General features: G+C 59.5%; 15 protein-coding genes and 1 other RNA gene. 14 read left to right on the forward strand and 2 right to left on the reverse strand.

Going from position 1 to position 19,588, the window contains the following annotated elements; translation table 11 throughout:
* The first annotated feature begins 148 nt into the window (after positions 1 to 148).
* From VHX65_14490 to VHX65_14555, 14 genes are all read left to right on the forward strand, one after another.
* Positions 149 to 2,185: a hypothetical protein gene (locus VHX65_14490; GenBank protein ID HEX3999756.1), complete on the forward strand. Its 2,037-nt coding sequence runs from the start codon at positions 149 to 151 to the stop codon at positions 2,183 to 2,185.
* Positions 2,161 to 3,897 (forward strand): ATP-binding domain-containing protein, encoded by a 1,737-nt coding sequence (locus VHX65_14495; protein HEX3999757.1) that lies wholly within the window; start codon positions 2,161 to 2,163, stop codon positions 3,895 to 3,897. The genes VHX65_14490 and VHX65_14495 overlap by 25 nt, the downstream gene beginning before the upstream one ends.
* Positions 3,878 to 6,274, forward strand: coding sequence for a DEAD/DEAH box helicase family protein (locus VHX65_14500; GenBank protein HEX3999758.1), 2,397 nt, complete (start codon positions 3,878 to 3,880; stop codon positions 6,272 to 6,274). Before VHX65_14495 ends, VHX65_14500 begins: the two co-directional genes overlap by 20 nt.
* Positions 6,275 to 6,283: 9 nt before the next feature.
* Positions 6,284 to 7,039 carry a hypothetical protein gene (locus VHX65_14505; GenBank protein HEX3999759.1) on the forward strand — a complete coding sequence of 252 codons (756 nt, stop codon included), beginning with the start codon at positions 6,284 to 6,286 and terminating at the stop codon, positions 7,037 to 7,039.
* Between the two features lie 4 nt (positions 7,040 to 7,043).
* A complete protein-coding gene (locus VHX65_14510; protein HEX3999760.1) occupies positions 7,044 to 8,648 on the forward strand; it encodes a class I SAM-dependent DNA methyltransferase in 1,605 nt (534 codons plus the stop codon).
* Positions 8,645 to 9,796 carry a restriction endonuclease subunit S gene (locus VHX65_14515; GenBank protein HEX3999761.1) on the forward strand — a complete coding sequence of 384 codons (1,152 nt, stop codon included), beginning with the start codon at positions 8,645 to 8,647 and terminating at the stop codon, positions 9,794 to 9,796. Before VHX65_14510 ends, VHX65_14515 begins: the two co-directional genes overlap by 4 nt.
* A gap of 7 nt (positions 9,797 to 9,803) precedes the next feature.
* Positions 9,804 to 10,157: a helix-turn-helix transcriptional regulator gene (locus tag VHX65_14520; GenBank protein HEX3999762.1), complete on the forward strand. Its 354-nt coding sequence runs from the start codon at positions 9,804 to 9,806 to the stop codon at positions 10,155 to 10,157.
* 4 nt (positions 10,158 to 10,161) lie between these two features.
* On the forward strand, positions 10,162 to 10,875 hold the full coding sequence (locus VHX65_14525) for an ImmA/IrrE family metallo-endopeptidase (GenBank protein ID HEX3999763.1): 714 nt from the start codon (positions 10,162 to 10,164) through the stop codon (positions 10,873 to 10,875).
* Between the two features lie 72 nt (positions 10,876 to 10,947).
* Positions 10,948 to 12,333: a hypothetical protein gene (locus VHX65_14530; GenBank protein HEX3999764.1), complete on the forward strand. Its 1,386-nt coding sequence runs from the start codon at positions 10,948 to 10,950 to the stop codon at positions 12,331 to 12,333.
* 49 nt (positions 12,334 to 12,382) lie between these two features.
* Positions 12,383 to 13,318, forward strand: a complete 936-nt coding sequence (locus tag VHX65_14535; GenBank protein ID HEX3999765.1) for a hypothetical protein — start codon at positions 12,383 to 12,385, stop codon at positions 13,316 to 13,318.
* A 195-nt stretch (positions 13,319 to 13,513) separates the two neighbouring features.
* Positions 13,514 to 14,089, forward strand: coding sequence for a sigma factor (locus VHX65_14540; GenBank protein HEX3999766.1), 576 nt, complete (start codon positions 13,514 to 13,516; stop codon positions 14,087 to 14,089).
* A 78-nt stretch (positions 14,090 to 14,167) separates the two neighbouring features.
* Positions 14,168 to 14,461 (forward strand): hypothetical protein, encoded by a 294-nt coding sequence (locus VHX65_14545; protein ID HEX3999767.1) that lies wholly within the window; start codon positions 14,168 to 14,170, stop codon positions 14,459 to 14,461.
* Between the two features lie 78 nt (positions 14,462 to 14,539).
* The gene (locus tag VHX65_14550; protein HEX3999768.1) at positions 14,540 to 17,197 is read left to right on the forward strand and encodes a hypothetical protein; all 2,658 of its coding nucleotides are present in this window, start codon (positions 14,540 to 14,542) and stop codon (positions 17,195 to 17,197) included.
* 463 nt (positions 17,198 to 17,660) lie between these two features.
* Positions 17,661 to 18,974, forward strand: a complete 1,314-nt coding sequence (locus tag VHX65_14555; GenBank protein HEX3999769.1) for a DNA modification methylase — start codon at positions 17,661 to 17,663, stop codon at positions 18,972 to 18,974.
* A gap of 116 nt (positions 18,975 to 19,090) precedes the next feature.
* Here VHX65_14555 and VHX65_14560 read toward each other — a convergent pair whose 3' ends face one another.
* Both VHX65_14560 and VHX65_14565 read right to left on the reverse strand, forming a co-directional pair.
* Entirely contained in the window at positions 19,091 to 19,456 is a 366-nt protein-coding gene (locus VHX65_14560) for an HTH domain-containing protein (GenBank protein HEX3999770.1), read from the reverse strand.
* 29 nt (positions 19,457 to 19,485) lie between these two features.
* Positions 19,486 to 19,550, reverse strand: an RNA gene (locus VHX65_14565) — hammerhead ribozyme type II.
* Positions 19,551 to 19,588 lie beyond the last annotated feature (38 nt).

Below are 19,588 nucleotides of genomic sequence, written 5' to 3' on the forward strand. Positions count from 1 at the left end.
GCCTCCCGTCCACGGACGGGATCGCAAGCCGAGTCCCATCAATGACTTGTGGCAATCTTTTTCAAACGAGGCCGCAGCCTCATTGTATTTGCGTGACCGCTGGGTTATGATCTCGTCGTTCACTGTTCTCTAAACGTGGACGATGGCCATGCCACAGAACTACCCACTTCGCCATATCTCGATCCGCGTCCCGTGGCACGATACCGCCTGGGACGGCCGCGTGTGCGCAAGTCCGCACCTCAATGGGTCGTGCCTGAAGCTCAAACGCATCGCCGAAGAGCGCGATGATTCCGCCGAAAAGGCGGTCGCCGGAAAAAGTCTACTTGAAATTCCGCAGGAGAAGTGGCCTTGCTGCGTCGACGAGCGGATGTCGTTCATGGCTCCGTTCGAGTTCACGAAGATCAAGAATCACCCGTACAACCACGGCGACGATTGTCCGCACAGCCACTTTGACGCAACGCCACTGCGGCATCCGCCGTTTTCGGCAGCGGCAATCCCGTTCGCCTGGATGCTGGCCGAATCGATGGAATCGCGGGGCGAAGAGTATGCGCTGGATGTCCAGCCGGAGCGCGAGCCTGATCTCGGTTTCAAGACTCAATGGATTCAAGACCGGGAGAATCAAACGGCGCTGCTGGACTGCTTTGCTGGGCACTTGCTGCCGCAGCAATCGTTGTGTTTCTTCTATGCGAAGCAGGTGCCGTTCGTCGAGGACAGCGCATCGCGACGAATCTTGATTGGCGTCGGTCGTGTGACCCATGTCGCCCCTTGCGTCGAGTACCAATACACGACCAAGCAATTGAAGGACAAGCTTCGGTCAGTCCTTTGGGAACTGATGATCCAGCATTCAATCCGTCCCGATTTCAAGGACGGATTTCTACTCCCGTATCACGCGGCCATCGAGAAGGCTGCTGTTGATTCTGACTTCGACCCAGCCGAACTTGCGGCGTTTTCGCCGGAGGATCGATTACTGGAGTTCTCGCACGTGTCACAGCACGTGACGCACGACGGGGCCATTGCCAGTCTGCTATCTTGCGCCGACGCCTTGCGCAAAGCGAAAGAATCGCTCGCCGGTCCGTGGGATCGGTGCCTGGAATGGCTCGACCATCGGGTCGGCGAACTCTGGAAGGCTCGGGGCCCTTGCCCCGGACTCGGCGCAGCATTGTCCGCCTTCGGATTGGAATTAGGCAACTTTATCGCACGCGCAATCGCAGAGAAAGCTGGCGACAACGCTGACCCCTGGCCTCTGGTCGATAACGCCTTCGCCGATCCGAAGAGGCATCTTCCGGCTCACCTTGCAGACGGCGTCGGCAAGACGATGCGCGAAAAGTGGGTGAAGCTGCCCGCGGAGCGCCGCAGCCTGCTAAAGCTGCTGAGTCGGTTCGAGATTACGCGCGACCAGGCGACGGTTCTCTATGTGCCGCCCGAACGGACGAAGGCTGGCATCGAAATCACCGACAAGCAGATTCTCGCGAACCCCTACCTCCTGTACGAACTGACACGGTTGACGTCAGACCCCGTCAGCGTCTGGACCGTTGATCGGGGCGTATTCCCGGATGAGGTGGTGAGGAAGAAGCATCCTCTACCGGAGCCTTCGGCGCTGGATGCGGGCACCGATGCGCGCCGTGTGCGGGCGCTGGGCGTCAAAGTGCTTGAGGATGCGTCAGGAAATGGCAGCACGCTTATGTCGCAGGACCACGCCGTGCTTGCGGTTCGCGAGCTACCGTTACAGCCGCCCTGCGAAGTTGATGCCGACCTCATCGACGTCGCCAAAGAGTCGTTTGGCGGCGTCATTGTGGAGGTTCCGATGGCCGACAACTCGCCAGCGCTCCAACTGGGGCGTCTCGCTGAGATGGGAAATACGATCCGCACGGCCATCGACAAACGAGTCAAAGGCAAGCGCCTCACCGTCGATGCAAACTGGCGTCAGTTGCTCGATAAATACTTGAAGGCGAAGGGGGCCACAGCGGACGACGAGTTTGAAGAGGAGGCTCGAAAGGAAAAGACAGCGGCGCTCAAAGAGTTGGCCGAATCCCGATTGTCCGTGCTCGTCGGCCCAGCCGGCACTGGCAAGACGACTCTGCTTTCGGTGCTCTGTTCGCACTCGGAAATTGCCGCAGGCGATGTTCTGCTGCTGCGCCCACCGGGAAGGCGCGAGTTCGCATGGAACAAGCGGCGCAAGACCTAAAGCTCAAGGGCTTCACCATCGCGCAGTTCCTCAGCCCTCACCGCTTCGATCCGGCGACGCAACGCTATCGGCTTTCGGAACGACCCGCCGAAGTTGGCGCGAGAACCGTCATCATCGACGAAGCGTCCATGCTGACGGAGGAGATGTTCGGCGCTCTGATTCAGGCGCTCAAGGGCGTTCATCGACTGATCCTCATCGGCGATCACCGCCAATTGCCTCCGATTGGACCGGGCCGGCCATTCGTGGACATCATCCGGCATTTGGTTCCCGAAGGCATCGTGGAGCAATTCCCGCGCGTCGCACCAGGCTACGCCGAGTTGACCATCCGTCGCCGCCAAGCAGGGCAGGAGCGAGAAGACCTTCAGCTCGCCGAATGGTTCAGCGGATCGCCCATTGCGCCTGGAGAGGATGACGTGTTTGATAAGGTCGTCGCCTCGGGCCAGAGCAAGCACGTTCGGTTCGTGCAATGGGACTCTGCCGACGAAATGCGGGAAAAGCTCGTTGAGACTCTCGTCGCGGAGCTTGAACTGGCAAGCCGTGACGACATCGCGGGATTCGACCGCATGCTTGGCGGCGAACCGTGGAACGACATGCGGTTCTTCAACGTGTTTAATCCCAAATTGCCGGAAAAGCTGGGCGCGGCCCAGACCTCAGAGGGCTGGCAAATCCTTTCCCCGGTGCGAGTTGGTCCGCACGGCGTACCCGACCTCAACCGGCTCATTCACAAGCAATTTCGGCAGCAGATGATCGACGCTTCTCGCAAGCAGCGGAATCGAAAATATCCGAAGCCAATGGGGCCGGAGGAAATTGTCTACGGCGACAAGGTCATCAACCTGACCAATACCGATCCGAGCCTTTACTGGTTTCGTCACCGCAAGATATTTCCGACGAAAGACAATCCCTACATCGCCAACGGTGAAATCGGAATGGCGGTCGGCTACTACATGCGGAACGGCGCTCCCGATTTCCGTTGGAAACTGGAAGTCGAGTTCGCTTCGCAGCCCGGTTATAAATACAACTTCACGAGCCGCGATTTCGGGGAAGACGGCAATCCAATTCTTGAGTTGGCTTACGCGCTCACGGTCCATAAGTCGCAAGGGAGCGAGTTCGGGACGGTGTTCATCGTCCTGCCCAATCCATGCAGGCTGCTGTCGCGCGAGTTGCTCTACACGGCGCTCACACGGCAGAAGGACCGCGTCGTAATTCTTCATCAGGGGCCGCGTGGAGACCTGCGGAAATTCGCTTCCGATGCGCGATCGGAGACCGCCCGCCGCCTGACGAACCTCTTCGCTGCCCCTTCGCCGATCGCAGTCGATGGCCGCTTCTATGAGGAAAACCTGATCCATCGAACCTCAAAGGGGGAATGGGTGCGGTCGAAGTCCGAGGTGATCATCGCCGATCATCTGTATCGTCATGGGATCGAGCCGCCGATTTATGAGTTGCCACTGACCATCGGCGGAAAAACGAAGTACCCGGACTTCACGATTGAGGATGCGGAATCGGGTGTGAACTACTACTGGGAACACTGCGGGATGCTGCATGTGCCCAGCTACCTGCGGCGGTGGAAAGAAAAACTCGCCTGGTACGAGGCCAACGGAATCCGGGAAGGCGGCGGCCCCAACGGCACACTGATCGTGACGCGCGACGAGGCAAACGGCAGCATTGACTCGGCGAAAATCGATAAACTGCTAGATGAACTCTTTGGTGGATAAACGCGACCCCATGCCGAATGAAGCCGATACCTGCCGGCGCTACGTTGTCCCGCGGCTCCAATCCGCTGGGTGGGAGAACGATCCGCACCGCATCAACGAGCAGGTGACCTTCACGGACGGCCGGATCATCGTCACTGGTCGGCGTGGGCGCAGGCGACCGGGAAAACGGGCCGACTACATTCTCCGCTATCGGGCTGACTTTCCGATCGGCGTCGTCGAGGCCAAGCCTACCTACGCCACGTCGGGCGACGGCCTGCAGCAGGCCAAGGACTATGCCGAAATCCTGGGGCTGAAATTTGCCTTCGCCACCAACGGGCACGGAATCGTCGAATTCGACTACACGACGGGGCTGGAACGCGAGATCGACGCCTTCCCGACGCCAGCCGAACTCTGGGCCCGCCTTGTCAGCAGTCAGTCGCTCGGGGCCACCGCCGCGGAACAATTGCTGACGCCGGCCTACCGTCTGAGCGGCAAGTCACCGCGTTACTATCAGGAAATCGCCATCAATCGAGCCATCCAGGCGGTGGTCCAGGGCGATCCGCGTATCTTGCTGACAATGGCGACGGGCACGGGAAAGACGTTCGTCGCATTCCAGATCTGCTGGAAGCTGTGGTCGGCGCGCTGGAACCGCACGGGCGAACACCGTCGACCTCGAATTCTATATCTCGCCGACCGCAACATCCTCGTCGACGAGCCGATGGCCAAGGACTTTGCACCATTCGGTGAGGCGCGGTGGAAGATCGCCGGCGGCAAGGCGGTGCAAAGCCGCGAAATGTATTTCGCCATCTACCAGTCGCTCGCCCAAGATGTGAACCGACCTGGGCTCTATCGCGAGTTCGCCTCCGACTTCTTCGATCTGATCATCGTTGATGAGTGCCATCGCGGCAGCGCCCGCGACGACAGCAATTGGCGCGAGATTCTCGAATACTTCAAGCCGGCATTCCAACTCGGCATGACCGCTACGCCCCGCCGCCAGGACAACGCCGACACCTACAACTATTTTGGCGATCCGCTCTACACCTATAGCCTTCGGCAAGGTATCGCCGATGGCTTTCTGGCCCCGTACCGCGTCCACCGCGTGGTGACCACATGGGACGCCGCCGGATGGCGACCGAGCCAGGGCGACCTGGATCGATATGGCCGCCAGATTCCCGACGAGGAATACCACACCAGCGAGTTCGAGCGAGTCGTTTCGCTGAAGGCACGCACCGAGGCAGTCGCCCACCACCTGACCGAATACCTTAGGCGGACCGATCGGTTCGCAAAAACGATTGTCTTTTGCGTCGACCAAGAGCACGCCGACGAAATGCGCCGGGCGATCAGTAATCTGAATTCCGACCTCGTGCGCGACAATCCCGACTATGTGTGCCGGGTGACGTCGGACGAAGGCGATATTGGCCGTGGCCATCTCAGCCATTTCCAAGACGTGGAGCGCCGCACGCCGGTGCTCCTGACCACGTCGCAATTGCTCACGACGGGCGTCGACGCCCAAACGGTGCAGAACGTTGTGCTGGTGCGGATTATCAACTCGATGACTGAATTTAAGCAGATCATCGGCCGCGGCACCCGCGTCCGCGACGACTACGGCAAGCTGTTCTTCAGCATCTTGGACTATACCGGCTCGGCAACGCGGCAGTTCGCCGACCCGGATTTCGACGGCGAACCGATCATCGATACGACACAACACATCGACGACGAAGGCGAGCCCACCGGCGACGAAACGGTCGTCACGCCCGAACAAGAACCGGAACTGGAGGACGAGGGCGGCGGTGAGTTGCCGCCCGATGAACCCGAAGGCCAGCGCCGCAAATTCTACTTCGATGGCGGCCAAGTGGAGATTGCGACGCACCTCGTTTACGAACTTGACCCGGACGGCGATCAACTTCGTGTCATGCAATTCACGGACTACACGGCCGATAAGGTTCGCACGCTTTTCAGAAACGCGGCCGAACTCCGCGGCCAGTGGGCCGACCCCGAGGGGCGGCGTGGAATTATCGATCGGCTCGAAGAGCGCGGGATCGACTTCGACCACTTGGCGGAGACAGCGAACCAGCCCGATGCCGACCCGCTCGACCTGATCTGCCACTTGGCCTTCAACGCGCCGCTCCGCACCCGCCGCGAACGGGCTCAACGACTACGCACTGAGAAGAAAGATTTCTTCGAGCAGTTTGGGTCCGACGCGCGACAAATTCTGGACGAACTGCTCGACAAATACACCGAGCATGGAACCGCCCAGTTCGTCATTCCGGACGTTCTGGAAGTGCCGCCAATCAGTGAGCACGGCAACGTGATCGAAATCGCGACGCGATTTGGCGGCGTCGATCAATTGCGCAAGGCGGTAATTGAATTGCAAACCTTGCTTTATGCGGCCGCATAGGTGAACCGAATGAATCGCAATGGCAGCTCTTCCTTCATCCGATCAACAGGACCAAGAGACGACGCGATCATCGCGGGCGTTCGATGGCTGATTTCAGAAGCCAAGAAGGCCGGCAACACAGGCATCGTTGCCGTTTCAACGAAGGCCAACCTCGACAACATTGCGAATTGGAGCCAGTTGGCCGCGCTTTTCACCAGCTTGCGGCAAAGCGAACGAGTGGCTATCGAAGGCGTAACGTTGCACTTGGTCAACCTCAAGAGCAATCGGCCGCACACGTTCAATGGGCCGGTTCTTGTCATATATGGAGGCCAGGAACTCCTAGACGCAGTTGATTCGATTGCAGGTTCGTCACCGGTTCTGTACATCCCTTGGGAGGGCGATGAATTTGCCAACTGGGCTCAGACCTGGCAGGCAACCGAACTCGGAAAACCAGCCGCTGAAACGCGACCTCAAACCGAGCCGACGTCAGGAACAGCATATTTCGCACTGAAATCCCTGACCAACGATGTGAATCTCAACACGGGAATCACCCATCCCAGTGACCGCGAATCGGCGATCAGAACATTGGAAACGCTTTTCCACAAAGGCGCTCCGATCACACCCGAAACAATTCGCCAGCAACTAATCCGCCTCGGTTGGGAACCCAAGGATGCGAGTAAGGTCAAAGAACTCGCCGAAATGATCTGGGAAGGGCGACGACCAAAGAAATCAACGGGAAGGGCAGACGACCAACTTTGGAACTACTGGAATAGCAAGGCAAATTGAAATAATGGCCAAGAAGCAAGCCAAGATGGCTAGCGCGAAACCCAAGAAGGCCGAAGCACCCAAAACAACGGCGCAGCAATTGGGAAGCCTCATTAAATCGGCGCGCGACATCATGCGCAAGGACAAGGGACTCAATGGCGACCTGGATCGCCTGCCCTTGCTGACCTGGATCATGTTCCTAAAGTTTCTCGACGATCGCGAGAAGCTGGAAGAGGCGCGCGCCGGCATCGCGGGCAAGAAATACAAGACAGCAATTGAGGCTCCATATCGCTGGCGCGATTGGGCGACCAATAAGCAAGGCATCACTGGCGACGAGTTGATTGCGTTCGTGAATCAAGACGAGGCCGTGCGGCCGGACGGCAAACGCGGCGCGGGCCTCTTGTCATATCTGCGCAGCCTTCAGTCGTCGAACGGCGACCGGAGGCGAGACGTGATCGCCACGGTGTTCGAGGGCGTCGTCAACCGAATGGTGTCCGGCTATCTACTCCGCGACGTCATCAATCTGGTTGATAGCATTCACTTCGATTCGACCGAGGAAATCCATGTCCTGGCGCGACTGTACGAGTCGATGCTGCGCGAAATGCGCGACGCGGCGGGCGACAACGGCGAGTTTTACACGCCCCGCCCCGTGATTCAGTTCATGGTCGCGGTCACCAATCCAAAGCTTGGCGAAGTGATTCTCGACCCGGCGTGCGGCACCGCCGGTTTTCTGACGGAGTCGTTCACCCATCTGGAAAAACAGTGCAAGACTGTCCAGGACCGCAAGGTGCTTCAGGAACGCAGCATTCGTGGCGGCGAGGCCAAACCGCTGCCCTACATGCTCGCGCAGATGAACCTGCTGCTGCACGGTCTCGACGCGCCCGCCATCGAATACGGCAACAGTCTCGCGGTGAAGATCACGGAACTCGGCGAAAAGGACCGCGTCGATGTCATTCTTACAAATCCGCCCTTCGGCGGCGAAGAAGAAGCCGGCATTCGCGGCAATTTCCCGGCGGATAAGCAGACCAGCGAAACTGCATTACTGTTCTTGCAGTTGATCATGCGGAAACTACGGCGGCCAAGTGCTGGACATGAACACAGTGGCCGAGCGGCGGTAGTCGTCCCGCACGGCACACTCTTCGGCGACGGTGTCGCGGCAAGGATCAAAGAAGAACTCCTCAAGGACTTCAATCTACATACTGTGGTGCGGCTGCCGTTCGGAGTGTTCTCACCGTATGCCGACATTCCAACAAATCTTCTTTTCATCGACCGTTCGGGGCCGACGAAGGACATCTGGTACTACGAAACGCCGCTGCCGGAGGGCCGAAAGAAGTATTCTAAGACCAATCCAATTCGGATTGAGGAATTCGCAGATTGCATCAAATGGTTTCAGTTAAAGCGACGCCGCGAGACGGACCAGTCCTGGCGAGTTCAGGCGTCCGACATCCTGAAGTACGACGCTAGTGGCACACTCATTTCGTGCAACCTGGACATCAAGAATCCGCACAGTGCGGATGCCCTCGAACATCTGCCGCCGGAACGACTAGCAGAAGACATCCTGCTGGACGAGCGGCGGATCATTGAAATCATGGAAGAGATCAAGGCCGAGCTTGCGGAGGTCTGCAAATGACCGGAGCCAATGGTTGGTCTGTCGTTCCACTGGGCGATGTAGTATCGCACAGGAAAGAGTTCATCCAAATCGACGATCTGATGACTTACAAACGTTGCCGAGTGAAATTGCACGCACAGGGAGTTGTGCTTCGTGACGAGGTTGCAGGATCGCTTATCAAGACGAAATCTCAGCAAGTATGCCGGAAGGATGAGTTCCTGGTTGCCGAGATCGACGCCAAGATGGGGGGCTTCGGGATCGTTCCGGAGTGCCTCGAAGAGGCAGTGGTCAGCAGCCACTACTTTTTGTTTGTGCCCGATCGCTGTCGTTTGGAGCCCGAATTTCTGCGCTACTATTCAATGACACCTGCGTTCCGCGAACAAGTAACCGCTCGCGGCTCGACGAATTACGCCGCGATCCGGCCATCGCACGTGCTGACGTACACAATACCTCTCCCGAAGTTGGATGAGCAGCGGCGGATTGTGACCAGAATCGAACGACTTGTCGGCAAGATCGAAGAGGCTCGTCACAGAGTTCAGTGCGTTGCTGGTGGATGGCGGGCATTGCTTCGCAGCATGTTTTCACAAATCGCCACGGAATCGCCACGCCAGAAAATGGGTGAAGTCGCGCCGCTAATCCGACGTAAGGCCGAACCCCGGCTTGGTGAAGAGTATCCCGAACTTGGTATTCGGTCCTTCGGAAAAGGCACTTTTCACAAGCCGTCGCTCGATTACGTCGCCATTGGTTCAAAGAAGTTGTACCGCATTCATCCTGGAGACTTGGTTTTCAACAACGTATTTGCATGGGAAGGCGCGATTGCCGTAGCACAGCCAGAAGACGAAGGAAGGTTTGGGTCGCATCGCTTCATTACTTGCGTCCCGAAAGAGGGCACCGTCACTGCCGATTTTCTGTGGTTTTATTTCTCGACGCCAGAAGGTCTCGAACGAATCGGCGAGGCATCGCCAGGCGGCGCGGGCCGCAACAGGACTTTGGGGCTCGAAAAGCTGGCGGAGATCGAAGTGCCGGTTCCGCCCTTTGAACAACAACGCCGGTTCGGAAGACTGCTCGAGAAGGTGCGCGTGATGCAAGCCGCGCGGGATACCGAGCGCACGAAGTTGGACGCCTTCATTCCCTCGATCCTGGACCGGGCATTTCGAGGGGCGCTATAGAATGGCCATGAAGCACAACAAGTCATTCGGCGACGTGCTGCGCGAGAAGCGGATGGCAAAGAAGATTAGCCTGCGCAAATTTGCTCAGGTGGTTGGCGTCAGCCCGACCTACTTGTCCCAGGTCGAGCAAAACAATGTTCAACCGCCGACGGCTGATCGTGTCCAACGGATGGCCGAGGTGCTGGGCGAGAACGTCGATGACTGGATCGCGCTTGCGGGCCGCGTCGCCGAAGACTTGCCGGCGATTATTCACGAAAAGAAGGAAGTGCCCGATCTGCTACGCGCAGTGAGCGGGCTAACTGCCGATCAACTGCGAAAGCTGCGCGAGCAGGCAGAACGCATGAAGGATGAGGGACAATAACCCGATGGCCGGCCGCTCCACCAAACCCGGACGAACGCCGCGGTTCATGCAGCCGCAGGAATTCGAGGACGAGGCTGCGCTGATCCTGGCCGAATATGGGCGCAAGAAAGCGCCTGTCACAGTCCCGCCGATCCCAATCGACGAAATCGTCGAGGAGCATTTCGAGATCGCGGTGGAGATCCGCGATTTGCGGCGTGAGTATCCGGAGGGGGACGTGCTGGGGGCGATCTACTTCAACGACAAACTGATCGCCGTCGACCAGAGCCTCGTGCCCGATGATTTCCCCGCGATGCGGAGTCGCTACCGTTTCACGCTGGCGCATGAATTGGCTCATTGGCGACTGCATCGACACCTCTATTTGCGCCAGGCCGGTCAAAAAACCATTGCGGCCATCAATTCCACTCGCCCGGACCACGTCCTTCGATCCCGGCAATACGACCCAAAGGAAGTGCAGGCCAACCGGCTCGCCGCCTGCTTGCTCATGCCGCGCGAGATGCTGAAGCGTGGGTGGCACGAGCAGTTTGGCGGCATGGAGCCGCTATATTTAGACGATCTGTGCCGCAACGCCAGCGTCGCGATCGGCGAGATGGACGAGGCGCTTTTCGAGGATGCCTGCCGGCCGCTGGCGACAATGTTCGAGGTCTCGCCTGAGTCGATGCGCTATCGGCTGGTCGAGATGAAGCTACTGCAGACGAAGAGGGAACCCTTGCTCTTTTGAGCGAGGATATTTTTTTGGCCGTGGCGTTTAGCGTTTATGAAACATGAGCGCCTCAACAATGGAGGGTCAATCATGACCAAGCAGTTTGATCTGTGGAGGGTTTTGAAGCAGATCTCGAATGTCCACCTGCGGCAATTCTTCACGGTGCGTAAGGAATTGCAGGACGTGCCGTGGGACGGATTGAAGGAGACGAAAATCGACCCGGTAGTCGAAGCCTTACAGGCAATGCCGCCTGCAAAACGTCGCCAGATTCAAATCCTGTTCAGCAGCTTCGCCAAGCTGTCGGACAATGCTGGCCTCAAGGTACTGCTCGAGGAATTACGCGGCCGCTATCCCAAGAAGGTTAAACACTTCGCCGCGCTCAAGCGCCGCATCGACAAGGTGATGTGGGCGTATTTGAATGCACGCGACGCCTACGAGGAGGCTGTCGTTTTCGCTCGCGCCGACGGCTTATCGGAGACGCGCTATTGGAACCGCTGGAGCAATTTGCCCGACAAGAACATCGCGGTAACCCAGGCACGCATCGACGCGCTCAAGGCCGGACTGTGCGCCTATTACAAGCGCAAGGAGCTCCGTGGCGAGAACTGCGAAATCCATTACCACTCGCGGCGGAACGGCGCGGAATATCTGTTCGCCTATCTGCCCGACTGGCCGGACAACTTCATGGTCTTCAACGACGACGGCGAGTTGCAATCGCTCGATCTGCCGACTGCCTTCACGAACTTGTTCGTGTACACTCCCGCGACCGGAGCGCTTGAAATGATAGCCGGCGGCGGAAAGCCGACGCAGAGGGACCTTTGGCAAATTTTCTGCAAAGCACTTCTTGGCCGTCAGGTGGACTACGTTGAGCCCGATCGCCCGGCGTACTTGCTGGAACATCTCATCAAGCCAGGTTTCAAGTTCACTTGGCCGACCAGCGACCGTATCGACAGTGTTTGTGTGACGCGCATTCTGGTCGTGCCGACGGTCGATGGCCATGATCTGGATGGCCTCGCGCCGCGATTCCGAATGGGGCTGAGTTGGTCGCGGGTGCTCGAAATCCTCGACTCGCTGCTTGCGGCCCGCGATTTAAGCCGCTCGCAGGTCACCGTGGAGGAGATACGGATTCGGATTCAGTTACTGGGCGACGGCCAGAAGCGCGGGCGTGTGATCACGATTAACGTGACGCCCCGATCTTGCAACCTGAAGAGCCTGGACGACGAAGAGTTGCGGGAGATTGGCGAGCACTGTTTCAAGACTTGGAGGATTGAAGATGACGGAGTCGCTGGAGTTTCTTTGGCCGGTGCTGGAGACGGCATTGCCCGTGATCACACCGGAGACGTATCGCCGGTGGCCAAAAGCAGCTCGGGAAAGACTGTCCGAGTTGACGCTGCTGCGAAAAGCGGGCATGGCCAAGACGATTCGCTGTCCCGCGTGCGGCCGGCACACGGGCGACGTTTGGGAACGCGAAGGGGCTAATGGCGAGCCGCGCTACTTCATGCCCTGTCCGGAAGTGATGCGCGCGGAAGTGTCGGCCGCCGACCGCCAGCAATGGAGCGTCGACGTTCCGTTGCTGGCGGCGTCGCTCGGCGCTGCGCTTGGAATTACCGATCCAGTCAAGTCGCTTGCGAGCGACCGCGTATGGCACTTCGGGCAGATCAATTGGCACGGACAAATGCGTGATGTCGTCTTGGCCCGCGGGTTGGCACGGAAGGGCACGGAAGACTTGGTGCCGGTATTTGCCGACTTGTTAAAGCCCATCGTGTTCGTTCCCGACGAACGGCCGGCCCCGGATTATTGGGGCCGGGCTGCTCCGCCGGTCGTCGCGCTTTCGGCTATCGCATCGCTGGGAGCCAATGGTATTGAGATCAATCGTCGCGTTTTGACGGCGATGGTTGCCCAGGCCGAGGACCAATCGACGGCGGCATACGTCTTCCTGCTCAAAGGCGAATACTGGCAAATCACGTTTGAAGGCGAAACACAGTACTTCAAGGACTCGGTCGGGCTTGCGCACATCGCTCGTCTTTTGGCCGCACGGAATCGCTGTATACCCGCGAATTTACTTCTGGCGGCTCAATCCGGTCTCGATGTTCTGGCCTTTTCAGGGTCGTCCGGGGAGAACGTCACCGCCCAAGGACGAGAGAGTTACGCGGAACAATGGCGCGACCTCAACGAGGAACTTGCCAAAGCGCGGAAAAACAACGACGACGGCCTTATTCAGAAACTGGAGGGCGACATAGAAGCAGTCGGAGACGAATTACTAAAGGCGACCGGTTTCAACGACCGGCCGCGAACGAAAAGCGACTTGGAGCGGGCTCGCGTTAATGTGACCACCGCCATCAACCGCAGCATTGAGAAAATCCATGACAAGTTCCCCGCACTGGGCCAGCACCTCATGACGTTTGTTTCGACCGGGATTACGTGTCGCTATTCCCCAGACCGCGAAATCGATTGGCTCGTGTGAACTCAGCAAAGATGTAGCAGCCTTTGTGACAACGTAACACGACTTGTGACGCCGGGTCTCCAGCCGAGAGGCCATAACCCGGCGGTTATGATTCAAGCCTGTGTTGTTACTGCGGTTTCACCATTTCCGCGGCACAGTTTTCTTCTGCTTGCATCGATACGCTTGGTTTGGCTGCCTCCGGCCGGAGGTAGTTCAATGTCAGGCGTTTCTCATTGGCACCACGTTTACAACGAGTATGCACGCACCGTGATCCGCGTGAAGGCGCGGCAGTTGGTTCGGCGGCCAGGATTCAGCCGGAGCGACCGGGAGGATATCGAGCAGGAGCTTGCGGCTCACCTGATCCTCCAAGCCGAGAAGTTCGACGCGGGGCGAGCGTCTCTCAGCACCTTCATCGCCCGAGTGATCGACTCCGCTGTAGCAATGCTTCTGCGCGAGCGCGGTCGGCTCAAGCGAACGCCAGCCGATGGCGTCGAAATCCAGTCGCTTGAGGTGATGATCGAACAGCCGGGTGAACCAGCCACGAAGCTGGGGGCTACGATCTCATCGGCCGACCTCGAGCGGCGAACCGGAGGCGCATCAAAGTCCGACCGGCAGATCTTTGAGGACGCCCAGGCATTTGATTCTGCGTTGGACTCGTTGCCGTCTGATCTTCGCGAGGTCTGCCGTCGAATGATGGGCGGTTCCGAGCAAGATTTATCGCGGCGTAAGGTCAAGGCGGCGATGGGCGCAATCCGAAAGCGGTTTGAACGTGCGGGTTTCGGCGAAAAATAGTGATGTCGCGGACACACGAGCACGTCGACGGCATAGGTAACAACGGGAGAGGCACCGCGCTTCGCAAAGGAGCTACCTATGACCGCCGACGTGTTTCGATTTCGTCTTGAATCGGAAGTGCCGCTGGACGAAGCGGAGATGTCGCTGCAGCTCGCGACTTTTGCGGTCGAAGGGTTGTTCGGCGTGGCCCGCGTTCGCCTTGACCTCTCCTACCATCTCGACGAGCCGCGTCAAGCAATTCTCATCGACGGTACGAACGAGGTCGGCGCTGCGGTGATTCGCGTTTTCACATCCCTGCTACTCCGCGAATTTGGTGAAGACTCGTTCAAGATCGAGCGCGTAAATTCATCGATGGCCGCCGTCGCTGCTTAGCGAGGCAACGTAACAGGGAGGACTCGCTAACCATCAAGGTTCTCGGCGATGGAGGACGCTACGCATGACGGTTTCGCAATGCAGGACGACCTCATTGCCAATGTCGAGCCTGCGGCGCGTTTTCTAAGCGCGCTTTTCGACGAAGCCGACACGATCTTGTTTCGCCCGATCGAGACATGGATCGAAGCAGACAGAAAGCGCAGCCGCGTCGATTATAAGAGCACGTTTTATCGCAAGGCGGTCCCGGCGCTGGTCCAGGTGACCGTTCTACAGCTTCTGAGGCGCGCGGCGCAGGAACGGCTCAATCTCTTCTTCGGCGTTTGCCCTCGATTCGGACCCAAAGGCCGCTTCGACTTGGCGTGGCAGATTCGGACGGTACGCGCTCTGTGGACCGACATCGATCATGTCACTCTCGACGAGGCCCGCGAGCGCATCGCCAAAGCGGGCTTGCCGCCGCCGTCGGTCATCGTGAATTCCGGCAACGGCGTGCATTTGTACTGGCTGCTGGACTCGCCGTATTTGATCGACGACGCCGGCGACCCGCCACCTGTGGAAACCGAGTGGACGAAGACGCCGGACGGCCGCAAGAAGCCGCGGAAGTACATCGTCGAAAACGGCGAAAAGGTCTACTTGGATCAGCGGCGGCACGTGTCGCGGCTCAGCCCGAAGGCGGAACACCTGCAAGACGTGCTGGCCGGCATCGCCAAAGCGATTGGCGGCGACCACACGACCGATCCGTCGCGGTTGCTGCGTTTGCCGGGCACTCTCAACCGGAAGGATGAACGGAACGGCCGCAAGCCGGTGCCGACCGAACTGGTCGAATGCGATCCGGAGCGTAAATATCCGCTCGCGACCTTCGAGCCGCTGAAGTCCGCGTCGCTGGAAACCGAGCGGGCGAAGAAAATCGCGGCCATGCCTTTGCCAAAGGCGCGGAAGATCTCGGTGTCCAAAGCCGATAAGTTGGCGGAGCTCATTGCCGCGAGCGGCGTCGCGCCGGCAGGCAGCCGGTCCGAAGCTGATTTCTCGCTCTGTTGCTTCGCAATCCGCAACGGCATCGCCAAGGAAGAAGTATGGGCCCAGGTTCAGCAAGTCGGCAAATTTGCCGAAGGCGGTCAGCGCTACTTCGACCGCACTTGGGAGGCCTCCGAATACGACGCTCGTGCGGCTACGTTCGACAAGCTGCAGAAATGCGCCGCACCGAAGACCCCCAAAGGGCCGACGGTCGTCGAGGATGCTGCTGCGAACGGTGATGGCGATGTGCCTTCCGATACGGATGAGGACGAAGACGGGCGTCCTACGATCACCGTCGATCCGGCAACCATGCCGGTCGCCGATACGCTTCACCAAGTGACCGACAAATTGCTTGCGGCCGGCAACTGCTTCAATCGCGCCGACCAACTCGTCGTGATCTACGACCAGCAGATCGTCGCGGTCCTCTCGTCGCCGGAATTGGCCGGGCTGCTCAACCAGCACGTCGAGTTTTTCTTCGTCGACGAAGAGGCCGGGCAATACAAGCCATTCCCGCCGTCGTATGCCAACACCTGGTTGAATCATCACGTCGAGCGAGGTCGTTTTCAGGTGATCAAGCTGTTCACGCACAACCCGGTCTACACTGATGACTGGAGGCTTGTTGTGCCGGGCTTTGATGCCCAGTCCGGCATCTACTACGCGGGGCCGGCGGTCGAGGCCCGCAGCGACACCGAGCATGTGGATTTATTGCTCCGCGACTTCTGTTTCAAGAAGCCAGCCGATCGGACGAATTACCTCGGCATGCTGCTGACGGCGCTGCTCGTGCCGCGATTCATCGGCTCGAAACCCGCGGCTCTCTTCAACGGCAACCAGCCGGAACTCGGCAAGTCGATTCTGGCCCAGATCATCGCGATCCTCCGCGACGGCCAAGTCGCCGAAACAGCCAGCTACAATCCCAACGACGAGGAATTCGAGAAGCGGCTCGGCGCAATTGTCCGGCGCGGCGATACGACCATCATCGTGGACAACGCCAAAAGCCGAGGGCGAAATCCTCGCATCGAATCGGCGTGCCTGGAGCGTTCGATCACCGACCCGATCCTGTCGTTTCGGCTGCTAGGTCAGTCGGCATCAATCCGCGCCGAAAACTCGCACATATTCTGCATTACGGCCAATACGCCCGACGTCAGTCGCGATCTCGTCACACGCAGCGTCGTGATCAACCTTTACTACGAAGGCGATCCTGAGCGGCGCGAATTCTCCATCGCCGATCCCGAGGGCTACGCACGTGAACATCGGCTCGAACTACTAGGCGAACTCATCGGCATGGTGGAACGGTGGAAAGCCGCCGGAATGCCGATGGCCAAAGTAAATTCGCGGTTCAACAAGCGTTCCTGGGGCAATATCGTCGGCGGCATCCTTGCTGCCAGCGGCGAGCCCGACTTTCTGGCTAACGCCGAAGAGGCGGCAACGCTGCTCGATGAAACTCGCCGCGACTTCACCGAGTTGGTCGGCGCGCTCGTGGAGCATCCGCAGGGCAATTGGACCGCGGCCGAAATGGTCAATCTCTGCGGCAAGCAGGGTCTGCTGAAGGACGACCTCGGCGATGGCTCCGCGCGCTCATTGGCGACCAAGATGGGCACGATTGCCGGACGATTTGTCGGCGAGACATTCGCGCTCATCGATGGCCGCAGCGCGGTGTTCAGCCGAACCCCTGAGCGCAAGGGAAGCATCTACCGCGTCGCCGTGCCCGAAAGTGCCGAACCTTAGGCGTTTGCCGAACCTATGCCGAACCTCACAAAAATGGCAGGTTCGGCACGTCAAGCCATTGGGAGAAAAGAAGATGCGACGACACGCCGAACCTTGCCGAACCTTTTCAGTAAACACACACATGTACGCGCGCGCACGCGGGCGCGCACGCGCGGGTTTTGGTCGCAGGGAAACAGGTTCGGCAGGTACGGCAGGTTCGGCACGTCCGGCGTGCAACACCGCCCAACGTCGTCGCCCACGTGGCCGCGAGGCGCGTTCGTCCGCAACCCGCGACGAATCGTCCGACGGCCAACCGGCCGCGACGTGGGCCAACGTGGCGCGTATGCCAACGTGGCAGGGAGGGGCCGGGGGGGAGTTAGGTTCTCCCACGCGACCACGTCGGCGGGCGGCCAGCGGGAACAGGCCCCATATTAAGCACAGTTTGTTTCGCTTGTCCGAATTCTTTTGATGGAGCGCGAGTCGAATGAAAATCGAGCTTTGGAAGCTGTCCGATGTCAAACCGTACCCGAACAATCCACGTCTCAACGATGACGCCGTGGACGCGGTCGTCGCGTCGATCCGCGAGTTCGGTTTTCGCCAGCCGATCGTCGTCGATTCCGATGGCGTGATCATCGTTGGCCACACGCGCTGGAAGGCGGCGCAGAAGCTGGGCGTGGAAAAGGTGCCCGTTCACGTAGCCAAAGACCTGACGCCGGAGCAGATCAAGGCCTACCGCATCGCCGACAACAAGACGAACGAGTTGGCCGAATGGAATCTCGATCTGCTGCCGATCGAATTGGCCGACCTTCAAGCGGCGAACTACGACCTCGGTCTGCTCGGGTTCGACCAGGACGAATTGGCCAAGCTGCTCAACGGCGATTTGAACGAGGGCCTATGCGACCCCGACGACGTGCCGGCCCCGCCCGACGAGGCGACCACGCAGCCGGGCGACCTCTGGATTCTCGGTGACCACCGCTTGCTTTGCGGCGACAGCAGCAAGCCCGAGGATGTGGACCGGTTGCTTGACGGCGCGGTGATTCATCTGGTGAACACGGACCCGCCGTACAACGTGAAGGTCGAGCCCCGCTCGAACAACGCCATCGCCGCGGGCCTTAGTTCATTTGCCGGACCAAAGCATCACCAGTCGCTCGATCTGGCCCGCCACCCCGAGAAGTCGAAGCCAACACAGAAAAAGCTTCGCGCCAAGGACCGGCCGCTGGCAAACGACTTCGTCACCGACGAGGTGTTCGATCAATTGTTGGCATCGTGGTTTGGGAACATGGCCCGCGTACTCTCGCCGGGACGCGGGTTCTACATCTGGGGCGGCTACGCTAACTGCGGCAACTATCCCCCGGTGCTGAAGGCGATGGGCCTCTACTTCTCGCAGGCGATTATCTGGGTGAAAGAACACCCGGTGCTGACGCGGAAAGACTTCATGGGCAACCACGAGTGGTGCTTCTACGGCTGGCGCGAGGGGGCGGCGCACGTGTACCTCGGGCCGAACAACGCCGTCGACGTCTGGTCGATCAAGAAGGTCAACCCGCAGTCGATGATTCACTTGACCGAGAAGCCCGTCGAGTTGGCCATTCGTGCGATGAAGTATTCGTCGCGGCCCGGCGAGAACGTGCTGGATTTGTTCGGCGGGAGCGGCTCGACGCTCATCGCCGCCGAACAGACCGGCCGCAAGGCGTTCTTGATGGAACTCGACGCGCTGTACGCCGACGTGATCGTTCAGCGCTGGGAGAAGTTCGCGGGGCGGAAGGCGGAACGCGTCGCGGCCCAGGAGGTCGCGACGTGAACGCCCTGTTTGGCCCGTGTCGCGACCGTTCGAGCCGGTCGCCCAGCGCGTCTACCAACGAGAAAACGCCCCAACGTGGCGAACGTGGGGCGTTGGGTCGGAACCCGTCGCGGGTATCACCCGTTGGCGGCGAACTTGCCGCGCTCGGTCTTGGCGAACCGGGCCTCCTTCCCCTTCTCGTTGATCTCCCGCAGAATGGTGCTGTACAGCGTTGCGTGCGGCGTCTTGCCGCCGGGGCTGGTCCAGAGGCCGTTCGCCGCCATCGCCTCGATCAACTGCTTGCAGCCCATCGGCTCCTTCGACGCCGCGAGAAGTTGCGCGGCGGCGTCGATGGCGCTGAGCTTCTTCGTCTTGGCCTCGCTGTTGGCCTTCGCCTTCTTGGCGGCGGGCTTGGTCGTCGCTTCCTTCTTCGCCGGCGCGGCCTTCGCGGTCTTGGTCGCCTTCGGGGTCGCGGCCTTCTTCGTGGTCTTCGCCTTGGACATGGTTCTACTCCTACGTTTGGGGTTCGACGGAAAGGCTGCCATCGTCAGGCGGCGGGAACCACCCGCCGCGACGCCCGCGTGGGGCGTTTCGGCTTATTCCGGGTAGATGAAGTCCGCCAGACCGGTGCAGAG

Source organism: Pirellulales bacterium (genome assembly GCA_036267355.1).
GTDB lineage: Bacteria > Planctomycetota > Planctomycetia > Pirellulales > DATAWG01 > DATAWG01.

What these genes read in the sequence shown, in the direction of transcription:
- VHX65_14490 (HEX3999756.1), top strand. Translation starts at nt 149, where the DNA reads ATGCCACAGAACTACCCACTTCGCCATATCTCGATCCGCGTCCCGTGG.
- VHX65_14495 (HEX3999757.1), top strand. Translation starts at nt 2,161, where the DNA reads ATGGAACAAGCGGCGCAAGACCTAAAGCTCAAGGGCTTCACCATCGCG.
- VHX65_14500 (HEX3999758.1), top strand. Translation starts at nt 3,878, where the DNA reads ATGAACTCTTTGGTGGATAAACGCGACCCCATGCCGAATGAAGCCGAT.
- VHX65_14505 (HEX3999759.1), top strand. Translation starts at nt 6,284, where the DNA reads ATGAATCGCAATGGCAGCTCTTCCTTCATCCGATCAACAGGACCAAGA.
- VHX65_14510 (HEX3999760.1), top strand. Translation starts at nt 7,044, where the DNA reads ATGGCCAAGAAGCAAGCCAAGATGGCTAGCGCGAAACCCAAGAAGGCC.
- VHX65_14515 (HEX3999761.1), top strand. Translation starts at nt 8,645, where the DNA reads ATGACCGGAGCCAATGGTTGGTCTGTCGTTCCACTGGGCGATGTAGTA.
- VHX65_14520 (HEX3999762.1), top strand. Translation starts at nt 9,804, where the DNA reads ATGAAGCACAACAAGTCATTCGGCGACGTGCTGCGCGAGAAGCGGATG.
- VHX65_14525 (HEX3999763.1), top strand. Translation starts at nt 10,162, where the DNA reads ATGGCCGGCCGCTCCACCAAACCCGGACGAACGCCGCGGTTCATGCAG.
- VHX65_14530 (HEX3999764.1), top strand. Translation starts at nt 10,948, where the DNA reads ATGACCAAGCAGTTTGATCTGTGGAGGGTTTTGAAGCAGATCTCGAAT.
- VHX65_14540 (HEX3999766.1), top strand. Translation starts at nt 13,514, where the DNA reads ATGTCAGGCGTTTCTCATTGGCACCACGTTTACAACGAGTATGCACGC.
- VHX65_14545 (HEX3999767.1), top strand. Translation starts at nt 14,168, where the DNA reads ATGACCGCCGACGTGTTTCGATTTCGTCTTGAATCGGAAGTGCCGCTG.
- VHX65_14550 (HEX3999768.1), top strand. Translation starts at nt 14,540, where the DNA reads ATGCAGGACGACCTCATTGCCAATGTCGAGCCTGCGGCGCGTTTTCTA.
- VHX65_14555 (HEX3999769.1), top strand. Translation starts at nt 17,661, where the DNA reads ATGAAAATCGAGCTTTGGAAGCTGTCCGATGTCAAACCGTACCCGAAC.
- VHX65_14560 (HEX3999770.1), bottom strand. Translation starts at nt 19,456, where the DNA reads ATGTCCAAGGCGAAGACCACGAAGAAGGCCGCGACCCCGAAGGCGACC.